Origin of the sequence: Microbacterium sp. CCH5-D1, from assembly GCF_001557335.1 — a bacterium.
GTDB lineage: Bacteria > Actinomycetota > Actinomycetes > Actinomycetales > Microbacteriaceae > Microbacterium > Microbacterium oxydans.
On the sequence record NZ_LSJW01000130.1, the window covers coordinates 1 to 15,620 of the forward strand.

At 66.7% G+C, this 15,620-nt stretch carries 13 protein-coding genes; 7 read left to right on the forward strand and 6 right to left on the reverse strand.

What is annotated here, in order from left to right:
- Positions 1-1,067 (forward strand): beta-ketoacyl-[acyl-carrier-protein] synthase family protein (locus AX744_RS08095; RefSeq protein WP_061016229.1); only part of this gene is annotated, 1,067 nt, incomplete at its 5' end.
- Positions 1,068-1,155: 88 nt separating this feature from the next.
- Here AX744_RS08095 and AX744_RS08100 read toward each other — a convergent pair.
- From AX744_RS08100 to AX744_RS08110, 3 genes are read right to left on the reverse strand one after another with little or no spacing between them, the layout of a single operon-like run.
- On the reverse strand, positions 1,156-2,556 hold the full coding sequence (locus AX744_RS08100) for an MFS transporter (RefSeq protein WP_061016231.1): 1,401 nt from the start codon (positions 2,554-2,556) through the stop codon (positions 1,156-1,158).
- A gap of 57 nt (positions 2,557-2,613) precedes the next feature.
- Positions 2,614-3,723, reverse strand: a complete 1,110-nt coding sequence (locus AX744_RS08105) for a lactonase family protein (RefSeq protein ID WP_061016233.1) — start codon at positions 3,721-3,723, stop codon at positions 2,614-2,616.
- 10 nt (positions 3,724-3,733) lie between these two features.
- Positions 3,734-5,020 (reverse strand): adenylosuccinate synthase, encoded by a 1,287-nt coding sequence (locus AX744_RS08110; RefSeq protein WP_061016238.1) that lies wholly within the window; start codon positions 5,018-5,020, stop codon positions 3,734-3,736.
- Between the two features lie 246 nt (positions 5,021-5,266).
- Here AX744_RS08110 and AX744_RS08115 point away from each other — a divergent pair, with 246 nt between their 5' ends.
- Positions 5,267-6,250 carry a DMT family transporter gene (locus tag AX744_RS08115; protein ID WP_082738448.1) on the forward strand — a complete coding sequence of 328 codons (984 nt, stop codon included), beginning with the start codon at positions 5,267-5,269 and terminating at the stop codon, positions 6,248-6,250.
- A gap of 6 nt (positions 6,251-6,256) precedes the next feature.
- Here AX744_RS08115 and AX744_RS08120 read toward each other — a convergent pair whose 3' ends face one another.
- Positions 6,257-7,681, reverse strand: a complete 1,425-nt coding sequence (locus tag AX744_RS08120; RefSeq protein WP_061016239.1) for a mechanosensitive ion channel domain-containing protein — start codon at positions 7,679-7,681, stop codon at positions 6,257-6,259.
- A 2-nt stretch (positions 7,682-7,683) separates the two neighbouring features.
- A complete protein-coding gene (locus AX744_RS08125) occupies positions 7,684-9,843 on the reverse strand; it encodes an adenylate/guanylate cyclase domain-containing protein (RefSeq protein WP_061016241.1) in 2,160 nt (719 codons plus the stop codon).
- 112 nt (positions 9,844-9,955) lie between these two features.
- On the opposite strand from AX744_RS08125, the gene AX744_RS08130 reads away from it, so the two are divergent.
- The gene (locus AX744_RS08130; protein ID WP_061016243.1) at positions 9,956-10,651 is read left to right on the forward strand and encodes a Pr6Pr family membrane protein; all 696 of its coding nucleotides are present in this window, start codon (positions 9,956-9,958) and stop codon (positions 10,649-10,651) included.
- 50 nt (positions 10,652-10,701) lie between these two features.
- On the opposite strand, the gene AX744_RS08135 is transcribed toward AX744_RS08130, so the two are convergent.
- Entirely contained in the window at positions 10,702-12,126 is a 1,425-nt protein-coding gene (locus AX744_RS08135) for an NAD(P)-binding domain-containing protein (protein ID WP_269454445.1), read from the reverse strand.
- 335 nt (positions 12,127-12,461) lie between these two features.
- Between AX744_RS08135 and AX744_RS08140 the strand changes: the two genes are divergently transcribed.
- The 4 genes from AX744_RS08140 (at position 12,462) to AX744_RS08155 (ending at position 15,486) form a co-directional block, all read left to right on the forward strand.
- A complete protein-coding gene (locus tag AX744_RS08140) occupies positions 12,462-13,520 on the forward strand; it encodes a radical SAM protein (protein ID WP_061016245.1) in 1,059 nt (352 codons plus the stop codon).
- Positions 13,517-14,653, forward strand: a complete 1,137-nt coding sequence (locus AX744_RS08145) for a DegT/DnrJ/EryC1/StrS family aminotransferase (protein ID WP_058630875.1) — start codon at positions 13,517-13,519, stop codon at positions 14,651-14,653. Before AX744_RS08140 ends, AX744_RS08145 begins: the two co-directional genes overlap by 4 nt.
- A 91-nt stretch (positions 14,654-14,744) precedes the next feature.
- Complete coding sequence (locus AX744_RS08150; protein ID WP_061016247.1) at positions 14,745-15,149, forward strand: NUDIX hydrolase; 405 nt, start codon at positions 14,745-14,747, stop codon at positions 15,147-15,149.
- A 118-nt stretch (positions 15,150-15,267) separates the two neighbouring features.
- On the forward strand, positions 15,268-15,486 hold the full coding sequence (locus tag AX744_RS08155; RefSeq protein WP_058630877.1) for a hypothetical protein: 219 nt from the start codon (positions 15,268-15,270) through the stop codon (positions 15,484-15,486).
- Positions 15,487-15,620: the final 134 nt, after the last annotated feature.

Below are 15,620 nucleotides of genomic sequence, written 5' to 3' on the forward strand. Positions count from 1 at the left end.
CCCCCGCCGACCTGCCGACGTCACTCGTCCGCCACCTCACTCCGATGCAGCAGTGGTCGATCACCGCCGCTGATGAGGCGATGGATGATGCGGGCACAGGTGACCTGCCGTGGAACGCGGATGCCGCTCAGGTGATCATCGCCACGGGATCAGGGCCGGTCGACGCGGTGACGGAGGCAGCCGGCACGTTGCGAGAGGCCGGTCGGCGCCGGGTGCCGCCGAGCCTCGCCGTCTATGGAACCGCGGATGCCGTCGCCGGGATCCTCAGCCGTCGATACGGATTCCTCGGACAGACCCACGCCGTCACAGCGGCATGCGCGAGCGGCGCCATCGCGATCGGCGAAGGCCTACGGCGCATCCGTCACGGATACGCCGATGCGGTGCTGGTCGTCGGGATGGACGACTGCCTCGGTCCGCTGCATCTCGCGGCGCATGCGAACCTGCGCTCGGTCGTCACCGGATTCGGCGATGACCCCTCATCGGCCTCCCGCCCCTTCGACCGTGCGCGGAGCGGTTTCGTCATGGCGCAGGGCGCCGCCGCGGTTCTGCTCGAGGCTGCCGACCTCGCCAGCGAACGCGGCGCACGCCCTCTCGCGACGGTCGCCGGGTTCGGTGCGACCAGCGACGCCCACCACGCCACGGCACCGGATCCGGCCGCCGCCGGAGCAACCAGGGCGATCAACGCCTGTCTCGCCGATGCCCGCGCGACCGCATCCGCAGTCGATCATGTCAACACCCACGGCACGGGCACGGTGCTCGGCGACGCGGCCGAGCTCATCGCACTCGAGCAGGCGCTGGGAGCGAGGGCACCGTCGGTTCCGCTCACGGCGACGAAGTCCACCACCGGGCATCTGCTCGGCGCAGCCGGCGTCGTCGAGACAGTGATCGCTGCGATGACCCTGCGCGACCAGGTGCTGCCTCCGACGATCAACCTGACCGACCCCGACGCGGAGGGCTGGGACTTCGTGCGCGACCAGGAGCGATGGCATCCGGTCCGCACAGTGCTGTCGACATCGTTCGGCTTCGGGGGTCACAACGCGGCGCTGCTGCTCAGGCTTCCGAGGTGAACTGCGCCCGTGCGGCTCCGTTCGCCTCTCCCCCGCGGCGAGGTCACCGCGGAGACGGCACCAGCACGACCTTCCCTCGCTTCCCCGCTCACGCTTCTCCCCCCGGCCGTGTCCCGCGCCGTTCAACGGCCGCGCTCACCCGTGGAGCGAGCACCGCCGCCGCGATCGCGATCACCGCAGCCAGGGCGAACACTCCCAGGAACGGGTCCGCGGTGGCCAACGCCGTGAACAGCGTCCCCGTGATGGCGAGCGCCATGGCACTGCCGAACGAATCGGCGACCGTCATCGCGCCGCTGTTGAAGCCTTGATTCTCCGGTGTCGACATCGCGAGCGTCAGCGCGCTGGTACGTGGGCTCATGAGCCCCATCCCCAGACCCGCCACGATCCAGGCGACGGCGAGCAGTGCGGCGTCCGCCCTGATGGCTGTGATCGCGACGGTCAGCACGATGCCGACGAAGACCAGGATCGTGCCGATGCGCACCGCCGTCACGCTCGAGAGGCGAACGCCCATCCGCCCCTGGACCGTCGCCGCGACCGACCACGAGAGCGCACCTCCGGTCAGGGCGAGCCCCGCGAGGGTCGGCGACAGGTCATAGCGATCGGTGAGCAGGTACGGCAGGTAGATCTGCGCGCCGAAGAACGCGGCAGCTGCGAGCCCGCGGACGAGGATGACCGAGGGCAGCCCCCGGTGCGCGCGGAAGGTTCCGCGGGGAACCAGCGGGCGAACCGCGATCAGGGCGACGATCACAGCGACGACCGCCAGCACCGGGCCGACCCCGGGGATGTCGCCGACCAGGTTCAGTGTCAGCACCGCGGCCGCCGCCAGAATCGACCAACCGAGGCGGCCGTATGCCCACGGTGTCGTCGCATCGCCGTCGCTCGAGAGACCGCGAAGGGCTGGAATCACCATCAGCAGCGCCACGAGCACCAGGATCACCACACCGAGGAAGACCCAGTGCCAGCTCCAGAGCTCGGTCACGGCTCCCGCGACCGTTGGTCCGATCAGCGAGGGGATGACCCACGCAGCCGCGAATCCGGCGAAGATCGCGGGGTGCAGCTCCTGCGGGTAGACCCGGGCGACGACGACGTACAGTGCCACCATCAGGCCGCCGCTGCCGAGACCCTGCGCGAACCGGCCGGCGACGAGAACCTCCATGCTCGGGGCGAGACCGGCGATGAGCAGCCCCACGATGAACATCGCGACCGCGGTGTACAGCGGGGCGACCGGCCCCCGACGATCGGCCCAGTTTCCCGCGATCACCATGCCGATGACCCCGGTGGCGAGAGGACCGGCGAACGCCAGCGCGTATAGCCGTTCGCCGCCGAGGTCGGCACTCACGGTCGGCATCACCGTCGTGACCGCCAGGGACTCGAACGCCCCCAGGAACACGAGCGCGCACGCGCCGATCGTGATCCACACGTATTGGCTGCTCATGATGCGAGCTGCGGCCGCATCCGGCGTCGCCGCCTGCTCGGTCTCCGAAGTCATGATGACGACAGTAGAACCTCAAGTGAGGTTGAGGTCAAGAACGGATCTCGCGATGCCTCAGCGCACCGGAAGGAAGTGCGTCGGCGTCGGGACCTGCGCTTCGTGGCGGATACCGAGCGGCGCGCCCGTGCGCTCGTCGAGGTCGATCAGAGTGATGGTGTCGGAGCGCTGCCCCGCGACGAGCATCTTGCCCTCGTGGACGAGGTGGTGACGCGGCCAGTCGACGCCCGAATCGGCGAGTGCCACCGACTCCAAGGCCTCGCCTCCGCCGCGCACCCGCAACGCCGCGATCGTGTTGCTTCCACGCAGGGCCGTGTAGAGGAACTGCCCGTCGCGAGTGCGGGCGAGCTCGGCGGGGAAGTCTGTGCCCACTTCGGCGATCGGGCTCGTCAGCGTCACCGACACGACGCTCCAGGTGCCGTCGGCCGCGCGCGCGAGCGTGAACACCTCGCACGAGTACTCGGTGACCACGTGCAGGTGCCCGCTGGGGTGCAGCACCATGTGCCGCGGTCCGGTGCCGAGAGGCAGAACCACCTCGTGGTCGAGCACCAGCCCGCTGCCGCTCTGCCGCCAGAACCGCACGAGGTCGAACCCGAGGTCAGTGGTGGCGACGCGTCCGTCGGGGAGGAACACCGCGGCGTGCGCATGCGAGACACGGTCGCCGCCCATGCCGTACGGGTCCACCGCCGCGACGCCGTCTCCGGGAGGGGTGGGAGCGGGAGCATCGGGATCCGCGTCGTCCCCGAACAGGGCCGCGCGGAGTGCCGCCGCCGCATCCGCCTTCGCGGGGACGATGCGCCCTTCCGCGTCCAGCCCGAGTCTCACGACACGACCGTCGCCGTAGCAGCTGGCGATCAGCGCCGAGCCGTTCGGGGCGACCGCCACATGACACACGTACTGGCCGACCGGCGCGGGCGCACCCAGCGGGGCCAGCACACCCTCACCCGCACGGACGAACGCCTGCACCGCGGAGTCACCCTCCAGTGCCGCGTAGACGATGTCGAGGGTCGGATGCTGCGCCAGCCAGGACGGCGACGGAACCTCCACCGCAGTGCCACGGTAGGCGAGGGTGGATGCCTCGCGGCCCTCGTCCCCCGCGAGCAGGCCGATGCCCTCGGCCGAACCGTCCATCGCGGGGCCGTAGCCGCCGAGCCAGAAGCGCGTCATCGGGTGCGGATCAGTCGAGCAGGTCGTGACGGACGATGACCTGGTCGCGCTCCGGGCCGACACCGATCACCGAGATGCGCGTGTTGCTCATCCTCTCGAGCGCCAGCACGTAGTCCTGCGCCGTCTGCGGCAGGTCCTCGAAGGTCCGAGCGACCGAGATGTCCTCACTCCAGCCGGGGAAATACTCCAGGATCGGCTTCGCGTGGTGGAAGTCGGTCTGGTTGACCGGCACCTCGTCGAATCGCTCGCCATCGACGTCGTAGGCGACGCACACGGGGATCTGCTCCAGGCCCGTGAGGATGTCGAGCTTCGTGAGCACGAGGTCGGTGATGCCGTTGATGCGCGTGGCGTAGCGCGTGATGGGGGCGTCGTACCAGCCCACCCGGCGCGGGCGGCCGGTCGTGGTGCCGAACTCGAAGCCCTGCTTGCGCAGCCACTCGCCCTGCTCGTCGAACAGCTCGGTCGGGAACGGACCCGAGCCCACGCGGGTCGTGTAGGCCTTGACGATGCCGACGATGCGGTCGAGCGCACCGGGACCGACGCCGGAGCCCGTCGCCGCTCCTCCGGCTGTCGCCGAAGACGAGGTCACGAACGGGTAGGTGCCGTGGTCGATGTCGAGCATCGTGGCCTGGCCACCCTCGAACACCACGACCTCATCGCGGTCGAGCGCCTCGGCGATCAGGTAGCCCGTGTCGGCGACCATCGGCCGCAGCCGCTCGGCGTAGGAGAGCAGGTCTTCCACGATCTCGTCGCACGTGACAGCGCGGCGGTTGAAGACCTTCACCAGCAGGTGGTTCTTCTGGTCGAGAGCGCCCTCGACCTTCTGGCGCAGGATGTTCTCGTCGAACAGATCCTGCACCCGGATGCCGACACGGTTGATCTTGTCGGCGTACGCCGGGCCGATGCCGCGGCCGGTCGTGCCGATGTTGCGCTTGCCGAGGAACCGCTCCGTCACCTTGTCGAGCGTGCGGTGGTACTGCGTGATGATGTGCGCGTTGGCGCTGACCTTCAGCCGCGAGACGTCGATGCCACGGGCGGCGAGCGCCTCCAGCTCGGAGAACAGCACCTCGAGGTCGATGACCACGCCGTTGCCGATCACCGGAGTGACGCCGGGCGACAGGATGCCGGAGGGCAGCAGGTGCAGCGCGTACTTCTCGTCGCCGACGACGACGGTGTGTCCGGCGTTGTTGCCGCCGTTGAACTTCACCACCCAGTCGGTGCGCTCACCGAGCAGATCGGTGGCCTTGCCCTTTCCTTCGTCGCCCCACTGCACGCCGACGATAACGATTCCTGGCATGGGTAACCCCCTGGCTTTCGCCGGGTTTGCACCGGCCGATGAGCTGGCCCTCTTCGGGCCGTCCCATCCTATCGAAGGGTTCCTCGACGGCCCTCCGGCCGCTCGACCGCTCCGGTCGTGATATGACAGCCTCAGCGGCTGTTGAAGATGGAATATCGCGAACGGAGCGGTCGTCGTCCGAAATACGACGGGGGATGGCACTCGCGCGGCTCGCTCGATGTCGGACACCCCTGCCAGGATCGGAGGATGCCAGCAGCCGCATCCGGCGACCCCGAGATCACCTCCGACGGGATCCGTGCCGACGACGGAGCACCCGAGAAGCCCCGGATGCCCGCGAACCCCGGGACGCCGAAGAAGCAGGGTGCGCTCGTCCTCATCGCCGCACTGGTCACAGTGGTGCTGTGGGCGTCGGCGTTCATCGGCATCCGCGGAGCGGGTCCGCACTACGACCCGGGCGCTCTGGCGCTGCTCCGCATGGCCGTCGGCACGGCCGTGCTGACGATCATCGCGATCCGACACGGCATCCGCATCCCCGCCCGACGCCACTGGCTGCTCATCGCGGTCTGGGGCATCGGCTGGTTCTGCGTCTACAACCTCGCGCTCAACAGCGCGGAACTGACCCTCGATGCGGGCACCGCTGCGATGGTCGTGAACCTCGCACCCCTCATGGTCGTCGTCTTCAGCGGACTGTTCCTGCGTGAGGGATTCCCGAAGCCGCTCGTGATCGGCGCACCCATCGCCTTCCTCGGGGTCGTGCTCATCGGCATGAACTCCACCTCCGGCGCCGGCCCCGACATCACGGGACTCCTGCTCGCCCTCCTCGCCGCTGTCATGTACGCAGGCTGCACGCTCGTGCAGAAGCGTCTGCTCACCTCGGGTGTCGACGCCACCACCCTCACGTGGCTCGGCGCGGGGGTCGGCACCGTCGCACTGCTGCCCTGGATCGGCAACCTCATCGGCTCGCTCCAGACGGCACCGCTCGATGCGACGCTCTGGGTCGTCTACCTCGGCATCTTCCCCACGGCGATCGCTTTCACGACGTGGGCGTACGTTCTGCAGCGCAGCACTGCGGGGCAGACGTCGGCCACCACCTATGTGGTGCCGGCAATCGCGATCCTGATGTCGTGGGCGATCCTGGGTGAGGTGCCGACGCCGCTGATGTTCCTCGGCGGAGCGCTCTGCCTGCTGGGCGTGCTCATCACCCGACTGCGGTGGCGGCGACGGGCGTGATGCCGTTCACCGCCCGGTGATCACCCCTCGTGCGAACCCCAGCTCCGCGAGCCGGGCCGCGGCGAGCGTGCGCTTGAGTTCGAGCGACTCCCCGATCTCGGCGGCCAGGCGGGGTCGCGTGCGGATCAAGGCATCGATCGTGGCGAGCGGCAGCACCACCACCGTCAGGATCTCCCCGGCCACGGTCACCGCCTGCGTGCGCTCACGGGTGAGAGCGGTCTGTCCGATGAGGTCTCCTTTCTCGGCCGCGGCGAACTCGACACGGCCGCCTTCGACGTCGAGTGCGAGCACAGCCCTGCCCGAGAGCACCACGCGCACCTCGTCGGGGACGACTCCGCTGGGCAGCACGATCTCGCCGACGCCGTAGCGCTCCAGCCGGGCGTGGGTGAGCACTGCCTCGATGTCATCGTCGCGCAGGTGCAGGGTCGGCGCGATCTCGTGCATCGCCTCGACCAGACGCTGCGGCTCGGCGAGCGGGTCCGTGGAATCACCATCGAGAGCGAAGCCACGCCGCCGTGCCGCATACCAGAGCCAGGAGAGGTACATCGAGAGAGCCCGTGATGCGTCCGCCGGACCCGCCACCGGAATCGACACCGAATACGCGCCCGCCCCCGAATAGTCGACGGTCGCCCTCTCGCGCTGTAGTCGCATGGGAAGCGAATCGGCCACCTCGATGAGGAGGGCGATCACCTCGTGCGGCGGATCGTCGATCGAGAACTTCACGCCCGTCTCTGCCGAGTAGGGCCCCTCGGGCTCGCTCAGGTTCGTGAACGAAGCCCCCGAGAGCGACGAGTTCGGCACGATCTGGATGCCGGAGCCGGTGTCGATGTGCACAGCCCTCCAGTTAACTTCGACGACACGCCCCTTCACGCCGGCGGCGTCGAGCCAGTCGCCGATCTTGAACGGCTGCTCGAACAGCAGCAGCAGACCAGAGATCACCCCACCCACCGCGTTCTGCAGAGCGAGGCCGATCACGATCGACCCGACACCGAGGGCAGTGAAGAGTCCGCCGACGTCGGCGTCCCACACCCAGGAGAACAGCAGAGCCAGGCCGACCCCCACCAGAACGAGCCGACCGATCTCGACGAAGATCGACGGGATCCGCTCTCGCCACGAGCCCGGCTTGGCGTTGGCGAACAGCGCCACGTTGAACGCCGACAGCACCAGCAGGATGACGAGGAACCCGAACACGGTCGCCACCACGCGCGTCCACACCTGATCGGCGGGCGACTGGATCGCGAACACCAACAGCGCGAACAGCGCGCCGACGGGGATGACCCAGTTGCGCAGCATGCGCAACGGCTTCGCCACCGGGCTATTGCGCCGAGTCAGCGCACCGATGAGCTCGGTGAGCACGACCAGGACGACGGGCACGCCCACCGCGAGGCCCACGATCCACCAGACCCAGCCGCCCGTGAACACGTCGCCCATGATCAGACCACCTTCCACACGGTCTCGGTCCTGCCCTGCGTCTCCACCGTTCCGGCTTCCACATAGGTGACGATCTCCTGCGTGCGATCGCGCACCGTCTGGCTCACGTAGATACCCGGCTCGCCCGTGACCGAGCGCACCCGGTAGGCGAGGCTGACCGCGTCGCCCCAGAGGTCGTAGGCGAGGCTCGTCCGCGCGACGAGGCCGCTCGTGACCGTGCCCGTGTCGACACCGGCTCGCAGCGAGATCTGTGTGCCGTTCTGCGCGTTGAACCGCTCCAGCACACCGAGCAGACTCCGGGCGAACTCGACCGTGCGCCGAATGTTGTCGACCCGCGGCACGATCAGTCCCGACGAGGCCAGGTAGCCGCCGCGCAGGGTGCGCACCTTCTCGACCCCCGCTTTCTCGGCGGCCTCATCGAATCCGCGCATGAGCGTGTTCAGGAGGCCGATCTCCTCTTCTGCAGTCATGTCGCGGGTGAGGTCGTCGAACCCGACCAGCTCGGCGAACACGACCGACACGTTCTCGTGCGCCTCCGTGATCGCCTCCTCGCCCTGTTTGTACTTCGTGGCGACGCTCTCGGGCATGAGAGTGTGCAGTAGCTTCTCGTTCTCCTTCTGCTGCTCTTCGATCAGATCCTGCTTGATCCGCAGGCTGGATGCCATGTCGTTGAAGGCGCTGCCGAGGTCACCGAACTCGTCGCGCGAGCCCTGCGGAACCTGCACGTCGAGGTCTCCCTCCGCGACGCGGTGCACGGCGCCGACGAGACGGTGGATCGGGCGGGTGAAGACCTGCGCGAGCAGAAGCGAGAGCAGAGAGACTCCGAGCAGGATGCCGAGCAGCGAGAGCAGCACGTTGCGGGTGAAGACGTTGACGGGCTCGAAAGCCTCCGCGGTGTCGATGCGCGCGATCACGACCCAGTCGAGACCCTCGATCTCGAGCGGGGCGTAGGCGGTGACGCTGTCGCCGCCGATGAAGTCGCGCCCGACGGTCGTGCCGCTGCGCCCCGCCTGGGCATCCTCCACGGCCTTCGTGTCGACGGGCTGCAACAGCACCGTGCCCTTGATCTGCCCGATGCGATCGACGATGGTCGGGGCCATGCCGCCGTTGATGAGGCGCTTCACGTAGTCGGCCGGGTCCTCCACCAGACGACGTGCGGTGCTGCGCATGAGGTCGTCGCGGCCGACGAGATAGACCTCTCCAGTGTCACCGAGGCCCTGTTCCTTCCAGTTCTCCCCACCGGTCATCACATCGTTGATCGTGTCGATCGAGATCTGGAACGCCATCACACCGGTGATGCCACTGTCATTGCCCACGGGCGAGACCACCCACATGGCCGGGATGTTGAGCGAGGGGATCCAGCGGTCGAAGTCGGTGAGCACCACGGTGTTCACCGAGTTCGTCGCCACCGCCTCGGCGTATGCCTTGGCCAGCGCCGACTCGCGATACGGGCCGGTGGACAGGTTCGTGCCGATCTCGATTCCCTTGTATGCGGAGAACGTCACATCGCCGTCGAGGTTGAGCAGCAGCGCATCCTCGTAGCCTGCCTCCTTCACGAGGCGGGTGAAGTAGTCGCCGTAGCGCTCGGTCGCGATGGAGTAGCTCGTGCCGTCTCCACTGTCGTTCAGCTCCAGCTGCGCGTCGTAGTCGGCGTCGAAGTCTTGATTGCCGAGCGCGTACTCGCTCTGCACGTACTGGCCTGCGGGGGATGCGGGGATGAACGCGGTGTCGCCGTACTCCTCCCCCGAGCGGGATTCGAGCTCCGGGATGAACGTGGTCGTGTAGTACTGCTCGAGGGAGGACCGGCGAGCGTCATCGATCTCGACATCTGCGAGGTCGGCGAACCCGCCGTTGACCGCCGTCGACATGCTCTGCGCGCTGAGGTTGCGGGAGTTCAACGAGGCATCCCGCCGGACGCTCTCCATGAAGGTGGTGACCTCGGCTGCCCGCATCGAGCGGATCGTGATGAGCTGATCGACCGCGGAATCATGCAGCGACTGACGCCCGTTGACGAAACCGATGGCGCCGACGATCACCGAGGAGACCAGGCTCACCCCGAGCAGCATGATGAGGAGTTTGGACTGGATGCTGAGACCGGCTCGCCGGAACCGCCTCTTCTTGGTTCCGCCCGCTTCGACCGTGCCTGTGCCGCTGTCGCTCATATGCCCCTCCGCCATGCGCGTGCGTTCCGGGTGCTGCTCACTGCGACCGACCCTAGCGATATACCGGCACTGCGGTCTACGGCGTGGCGCTACAGTGTGCGACGGAGGCGAAATGACGACCTGGTGGCCCTACGTACGACTCGCAGCATCCGTTCTCGCCGTGGCGGCGATCGTCGCCCAGCTGGTGCGCACTCTCGAGATCGCCCTCAGCTCGGAGACTGCGTGGGGCGCACACCTGCCCACGGTCGTGGCGAACTTCTTCAGCTTCTTCACGATCCTCTCCAACGTGCTGGCGGCCGTGGTCCTCGCCATCGGCGGCATCTGGGCTCTCGCGAACCGGAAGACCACGTCGGCCGAACCGCGGTGGCTGGCGGTGCTCCTGGTGTGCGCCAGCACCTACATGATCGTCACCGGCGTCGTCTACAACACGCTGCTGCGCGGGATCGAGCTGCCGCAGGGCTCGACCGTCCTCTGGTCGAACGAGGTGCTGCACGTGGTCATCCCGCTCATCATGCTCGTCGACCTGCTCTTCGCGCCTCGCCGTCGGGCGCTCGGCTGGAGTGCGGTCGGGATCACTGCGATCTTCCCGATCGTGTGGGTCGCCTACACACTGATCCGGGCGAACCTCGTGATCGCGCCCGCGACAGGCGAACCGTGGTGGTATCCGTATCCGTTCCTGAATCCCCACCTCAACGGCGGCTACGGGGGCGTGGCGCTCTGGGTGCTGCTGATCGCGGCGATCATCATCGCCACCGCCGCCTTCGTGGTCTGGGTCGGCCGGTTTCGGGGCACCCGCGACACCGCGTGACGATGCCCCTCCCCTCCACAGGCGGAGGGAAGGGGCATCGGCCGAGAGGCTCAGACTGCGGCGAGCGCCTCGCGGTCATCATCACGCGGCTGACCCGCGATGATCCGTGTCGTCTCGGTGGCGTCCGGATCGACGTCGAGATAGCGCTCGAGCGAATCGTCGAGCTCTTCGAGCCACGGCGTATGGTGCACGACGGCGATCGTGCCCGTCATGACCGACTCGTAAGTGCGGTCGCGATAGCCCATGATGTCTTCCTTCTTGTCGTGCTTCCACGCGAGGAAGATCTCCACGACCCGGTCGATGTCGAACTCCGGGTAGTCGGTGAGCTGGAGGAGATCACGGATGTAGTCGGCCTGGAAGCGGATCTCCGCCGCGGCCGAGTCGATGCGGTCGAAACGGGCGCGCCACTCGGCGATGGAGGCCGCGCGCTCCTGCTCGTCGGGCAGTTCGAGACGGCCGAGGATGAGGTCGCGCACGTACCAGGCCTGCACGTCGAACATGTTGAACGTGAACCACTGGTCCTGCGCGCCCAGGTAGGTCAGACGCGGATTCCCCTGCCACACGACACCCCGGTACAGCCCTTCGGGGTAGACGTTGTTGGGCGACGACAGGGCCAGGTCATCGGGCAGGAACGGGTACTTGTGCAGATATCCGGTACACAGGATGACCGCGTCGACATGCTTCGAGGTCCCGTCGGCGAAGAATGCCGTGCTGCCCTCGAAGCGCTCGACGACCGGACGCTCCTCGATGCCTTCGGGCCAGTCATAGCCCATCGGTGCCGAACGGAAGCTCGCCGTGACCGAACGGGCACCCATCTTGAATGCCTGACTGCCGATGTCCTCCGCCGAGTAGCTCGCGCCGATCACGAGCACGTCGCGGCCTTCAAAGGCCTCGGCGCCTCGGAAGTCGTGCGCGTGGCTGACGTAGCCGGGGAAGGTCTCGATCCCGGGGAAGTCCGGCACGTTCGGGAAGGAGAAGTGCCCGGTGGCGACGATGACGCGATCGAACTCCTCGACGTGCGACCGGCCGCTCGGCAGATCCTCACTGGTGAGGGTGAAGACCTCGCGCTCCTCGTCGAACTCGATCCAGCGCACCACGGTCTGGAAGCGGATCAGCTTCCGCACATCGCTCTTCTCCAAGCGTCCGGCGATGTAGTCCCACAGCACGGGGCGCGGCGGGTACGAGGAGATGGGACGGCCGAAGTGCTCGTCGAAGCTGTAGTCGGCGAACTCCAACGCCTCCTTCGGGCCGTTCGACCACAGGTTCCGGTACATGCTCGAATGCACGGGTTCCCCGAACTCATCGAGTCCTGTGCGCCAGGTGTAGTTCCACTGTCCGCCCCAGTCGGCCTGCTTCTCGAAGCAGACCAGCTCAGGGATCTCCGCCCCCGCGCGGGCTGCGGATTCGAAGGCCCGCAGCTGTGCCATGCCCGAGGGGCCGGCGCCGATGATCGCTACTCGTTCTCTATTCGTCACGTATCGTCCTCACACTTGCGTCATATATCGATGAGCGGCCGCATCCGAGCGAGGAACAGGTCTGTCCCGGTGGGAGCGGAAAGCTCGACCGACCCGGAAAGCGGCTGCTCTTCGACGTTAGCAGGGCCGGTGATCGGCCCCGGAAGCGACTTCGATCACCGGTCCGACTAGTCCTCTCCCGTCGAGGCAAGAGGACCTCCTGTCGATCTGGACCATCTGGATCTCGCATATCGAACGCTTCAGATCGGCGGGTTGCTCCGTGTGGATGAAGTGCTAGATTCGGTCGCGTGAATCCGATTGAGGCGTCTTTATACACACGCGGCCCGCTACGCGCAGTGATCGACCTCAACGAAACATGCAATCTGAAGTGCGACTATTGCCACGTCAACGCGGGGTTCATTCCGAAAGACGGCGTCGGCCCGACGCTGCCTCAGGCGCACTTCCGCTCCATTCTTGATGAGCTCAGCGAGATGGGCACTTTCGAAGTCACGCTCACCGGCGGCGAAGTGACGACGATGAAGGATTTCCACGAATACCTCGACATCGTGGCCGATTATCCGCACCTGACGTTTCAGATCATCACCAACGGCACGCTCCTGATGCCGAAGATGTTGAACCACATCGTCGGCTCAGGGGTCAGGCGCATCTCGCTCTCCCTCGACGGCGCAGAGGCGGCGAACGACAAGCACCGGGGCCAAGGATCATGGACCCGCGCCGTCCGAGGAATGCGGGCGGCGATCGAGTCCGGCATCACGGTGAACATCATCTCCGTCCTGACGAAAGACAACTTCCGTGAGTGGCGGAGCTTCGTGACGGACATGAAAGCGCTCGGCGCGTCGTCGATCGATCTCAGCCCGATGTGCCAGCTGGGGAGAGCACAGTCGTTGGACAGTGCCGCCCTCGACCTTCAGGATCTGCAGTGGTTGGAATCGGGTTTCCGCGCCTATCAGGATGATCTCCCCGAGAAGTCGACCAGCGTCAGGCTCAACCTGGGTTCGACGCGAGTCGGGCAGTGGGACGGCGAGCCCGCCCCGATCCACATCGTCCAGGACATGTATCCCGGAACTCAGATCGTCTTCCGTCTGAGCGGTACGACGACGTCGAACCGCATCATCGGCAAGAGTCAGGTGCTCGGGAACCATTACACATCCTCGGTGCGCGAGATGTGGAGTTCCTCCCACTCGGACAGACTTGCCTCCTTCCTGAACGCTCAGCAGGACGCCTCGCAGAATCTCACCAGCTACTACGGCATCAGCGTGCTCGCCCCGGAACGCGTCATCGACGCCGAGCTGCAGGCACTCTCCACCCCCGCCGACGGCTCTGCCGAGATCAATTGGAATGCGGATGAGTACCTCATCAGCGCCGGTATCGAGAGGAATGTGAACAACCGATGATCGAAGACTCCCTTGCACAGGAAGCCGGCGTGCCGTGGGCCGCACCGAGGCTCCGGTTCGACGATGTCAAGGGAGACCTGCAGAGCGTGGTCGAGGGTGACCAGTGGACCAGGGGGATGTACACCCGCATCCTCGAAGACCGCCTAGGGGATGCCGTCGGACGGTACTGCGTGCTGACCTCCTCCGGCACCTCTGCGCTGATGGCCAGCCTGTTCCACGCGGCCGATCGCGGAGGCAGGAGAGTGGCGGTGCCCGACTTCGGCTATCACGCTGCTGCGCGGGCGGCGGCCCTGTCCGGCTCGACGCTCCATCTTCTGGATTCCTCGGCCGATACGCCGACGATCGACGCCGCAGCCGCCCTGAGCCTGAACGCCCCCATCACCGTGGGCATGCACTACATGGACATCCTGTTCAGCTCGTCGCTCGGAGATCTGCGAACGAAGAAGCGTCTGCTGATCGAGGATTCGGCAGCAAGTCTGCTCGTCCAGGACCGCGATCGTCGTGCAGGGACTCTCGGAGACATGTCTGTCATCAGCCTGCACGCGAGCAAACCGATCGCGGCCGGCGAGGGCGGGGCGATCTTCGTCGACGACCGCCAGGAAGCGGATGCCCTACGGCGGATCGTGCAGAGAAACGGTCTCATCGAGTCCACCACGTACAAGGTGGGAAGCTCCCAGTCGCTCAACGCCAACATCAGCGAGCTCAACGCCGTTCTGGGTGCCGCTTCGCTCGCACGGGCGCAACGCCATCTTCCCGACTTGGTGTCCTTGCGAAAGGACTTCATCTCCGCACTCGGTGCGGTGCTCGACGAGTCGTTCCCTGCGACGACCGTCCTCCGGTCGACCGATGCCGACTTCGGTCCGGTGTCGCTTCTCATGGAGAACGAGAGCCAGCGGGATCACGTGCTGCGCACCCTGCGCTCTCGGGGCATCCAGGCACGCGCGATGTGGTTGTACGCGGCCCATGATGACCCCGCGATACGCGCTGCGGTCGAGGGACCGATCGCGACGTTCCCCCGGGCGGACGACTGGCGACGCCGCCTCCTCAACCTCCCCTTCCACTGGGGGTTCACCTCCCAGCACTCGCGAACGATTCTGGAGGCGTTCGAGAGCATGTCGACGGAGACCCCCTAGCCGCATGTTGCGGATGCATCTGCTCCGGCTCCTCTTCCGGAGCAGTCACGTTCGCTTCCGATCGCCTACGGGAACCGCCAGATTCGCACCATTGAAGGCGGCGCAGCTGCGCGAATCCGCCTACGTGATCGCGTTCACCGCCGACGGGTCGCATGTGCTGCTCGCACCACGAGACGACGGTGCAGGGCTGGAGATCCCCGGAGGCGGACGGGACGCAAGGGAGTCGATCCGGGATGCGGCCCTGCGTGAGACTTTCGAGGAAACGGGCGTCACGATCGCGGGCGAGCTGAGAAAGCTGCTCGTGCATCTCGATTGGTTCTTCGACGAGTCCGATGGACGAATGTACGTCTCGAAGCAGCATTTCTTTATCGCATCGCTGCAGCCAAGAACACCTGTCAGCGACCAGTCCCTGCTCACCGAGACAAGCTCTGCCGGAGATCACCTGAATCCCAATGATGCAGACGTGATCGCGCTTGCATTTCAGAAGAGACTGTAATCGGGTGACCTTTCGCAAGAGCATCCTCTACTTTCGACCCCATTGCGATCGACATCCGCTGTGGTAGCGTCGCAGGCGTTGACCAGCTGTTGCTATAAGAGTTTGAAAGGTACGCATCATGAAGACGATCTCGAAAACCCTCGGAACCACCGCTGTCGCTGCCGGCGCGCTCGCACTCTCGGCTGTTCCGATCACGGTGCAGGCCGTGGTCAATTCCTCTGATGTCCCCAGCGCGGCCAACCGGGCAGGGCAGACGTCCGGCACGTCCTCCGTCGGTCCGACGGTGACGAACGGCCAGCACGTCACCACGCTCGCCGACCGGAAGATCATTCCGTAAGCAATCGTCAAGCTCGTCCCTCCGGTGGTAACCGCCCCCAGCTCCACGGCACTGACGCAGGCACTGTCGGCCGCGAACGAAGCCGTCACCGAGTACTCGATTCGCGAAGGTGTGAATCCTGCATTCGCGCTCCT

What these genes read in the sequence shown, in the direction of transcription:
- AX744_RS08100 (WP_061016231.1), bottom strand. Translation starts at nt 2,556, where the DNA reads ATGACTTCGGAGACCGAGCAGGCGGCGACGCCGGATGCGGCCGCAGCT.
- AX744_RS08105 (WP_061016233.1), bottom strand. Translation starts at nt 3,723, where the DNA reads ATGACGCGCTTCTGGCTCGGCGGCTACGGCCCCGCGATGGACGGTTCG.
- AX744_RS08110 (WP_061016238.1), bottom strand. Translation starts at nt 5,020, where the DNA reads ATGCCAGGAATCGTTATCGTCGGCGTGCAGTGGGGCGACGAAGGAAAG.
- AX744_RS08115 (WP_082738448.1), top strand. Translation starts at nt 5,267, where the DNA reads ATGCCAGCAGCCGCATCCGGCGACCCCGAGATCACCTCCGACGGGATC.
- AX744_RS08120 (WP_061016239.1), bottom strand. Translation starts at nt 7,681, where the DNA reads ATGGGCGACGTGTTCACGGGCGGCTGGGTCTGGTGGATCGTGGGCCTC.
- AX744_RS08125 (WP_061016241.1), bottom strand. Translation starts at nt 9,843, where the DNA reads ATGAGCGACAGCGGCACAGGCACGGTCGAAGCGGGCGGAACCAAGAAG.
- AX744_RS08130 (WP_061016243.1), top strand. Translation starts at nt 9,956, where the DNA reads ATGACGACCTGGTGGCCCTACGTACGACTCGCAGCATCCGTTCTCGCC.
- AX744_RS08145 (WP_058630875.1), top strand. Translation starts at nt 13,517, where the DNA reads ATGATCGAAGACTCCCTTGCACAGGAAGCCGGCGTGCCGTGGGCCGCA.
- AX744_RS08155 (WP_058630877.1), top strand. Translation starts at nt 15,268, where the DNA reads ATGAAGACGATCTCGAAAACCCTCGGAACCACCGCTGTCGCTGCCGGC.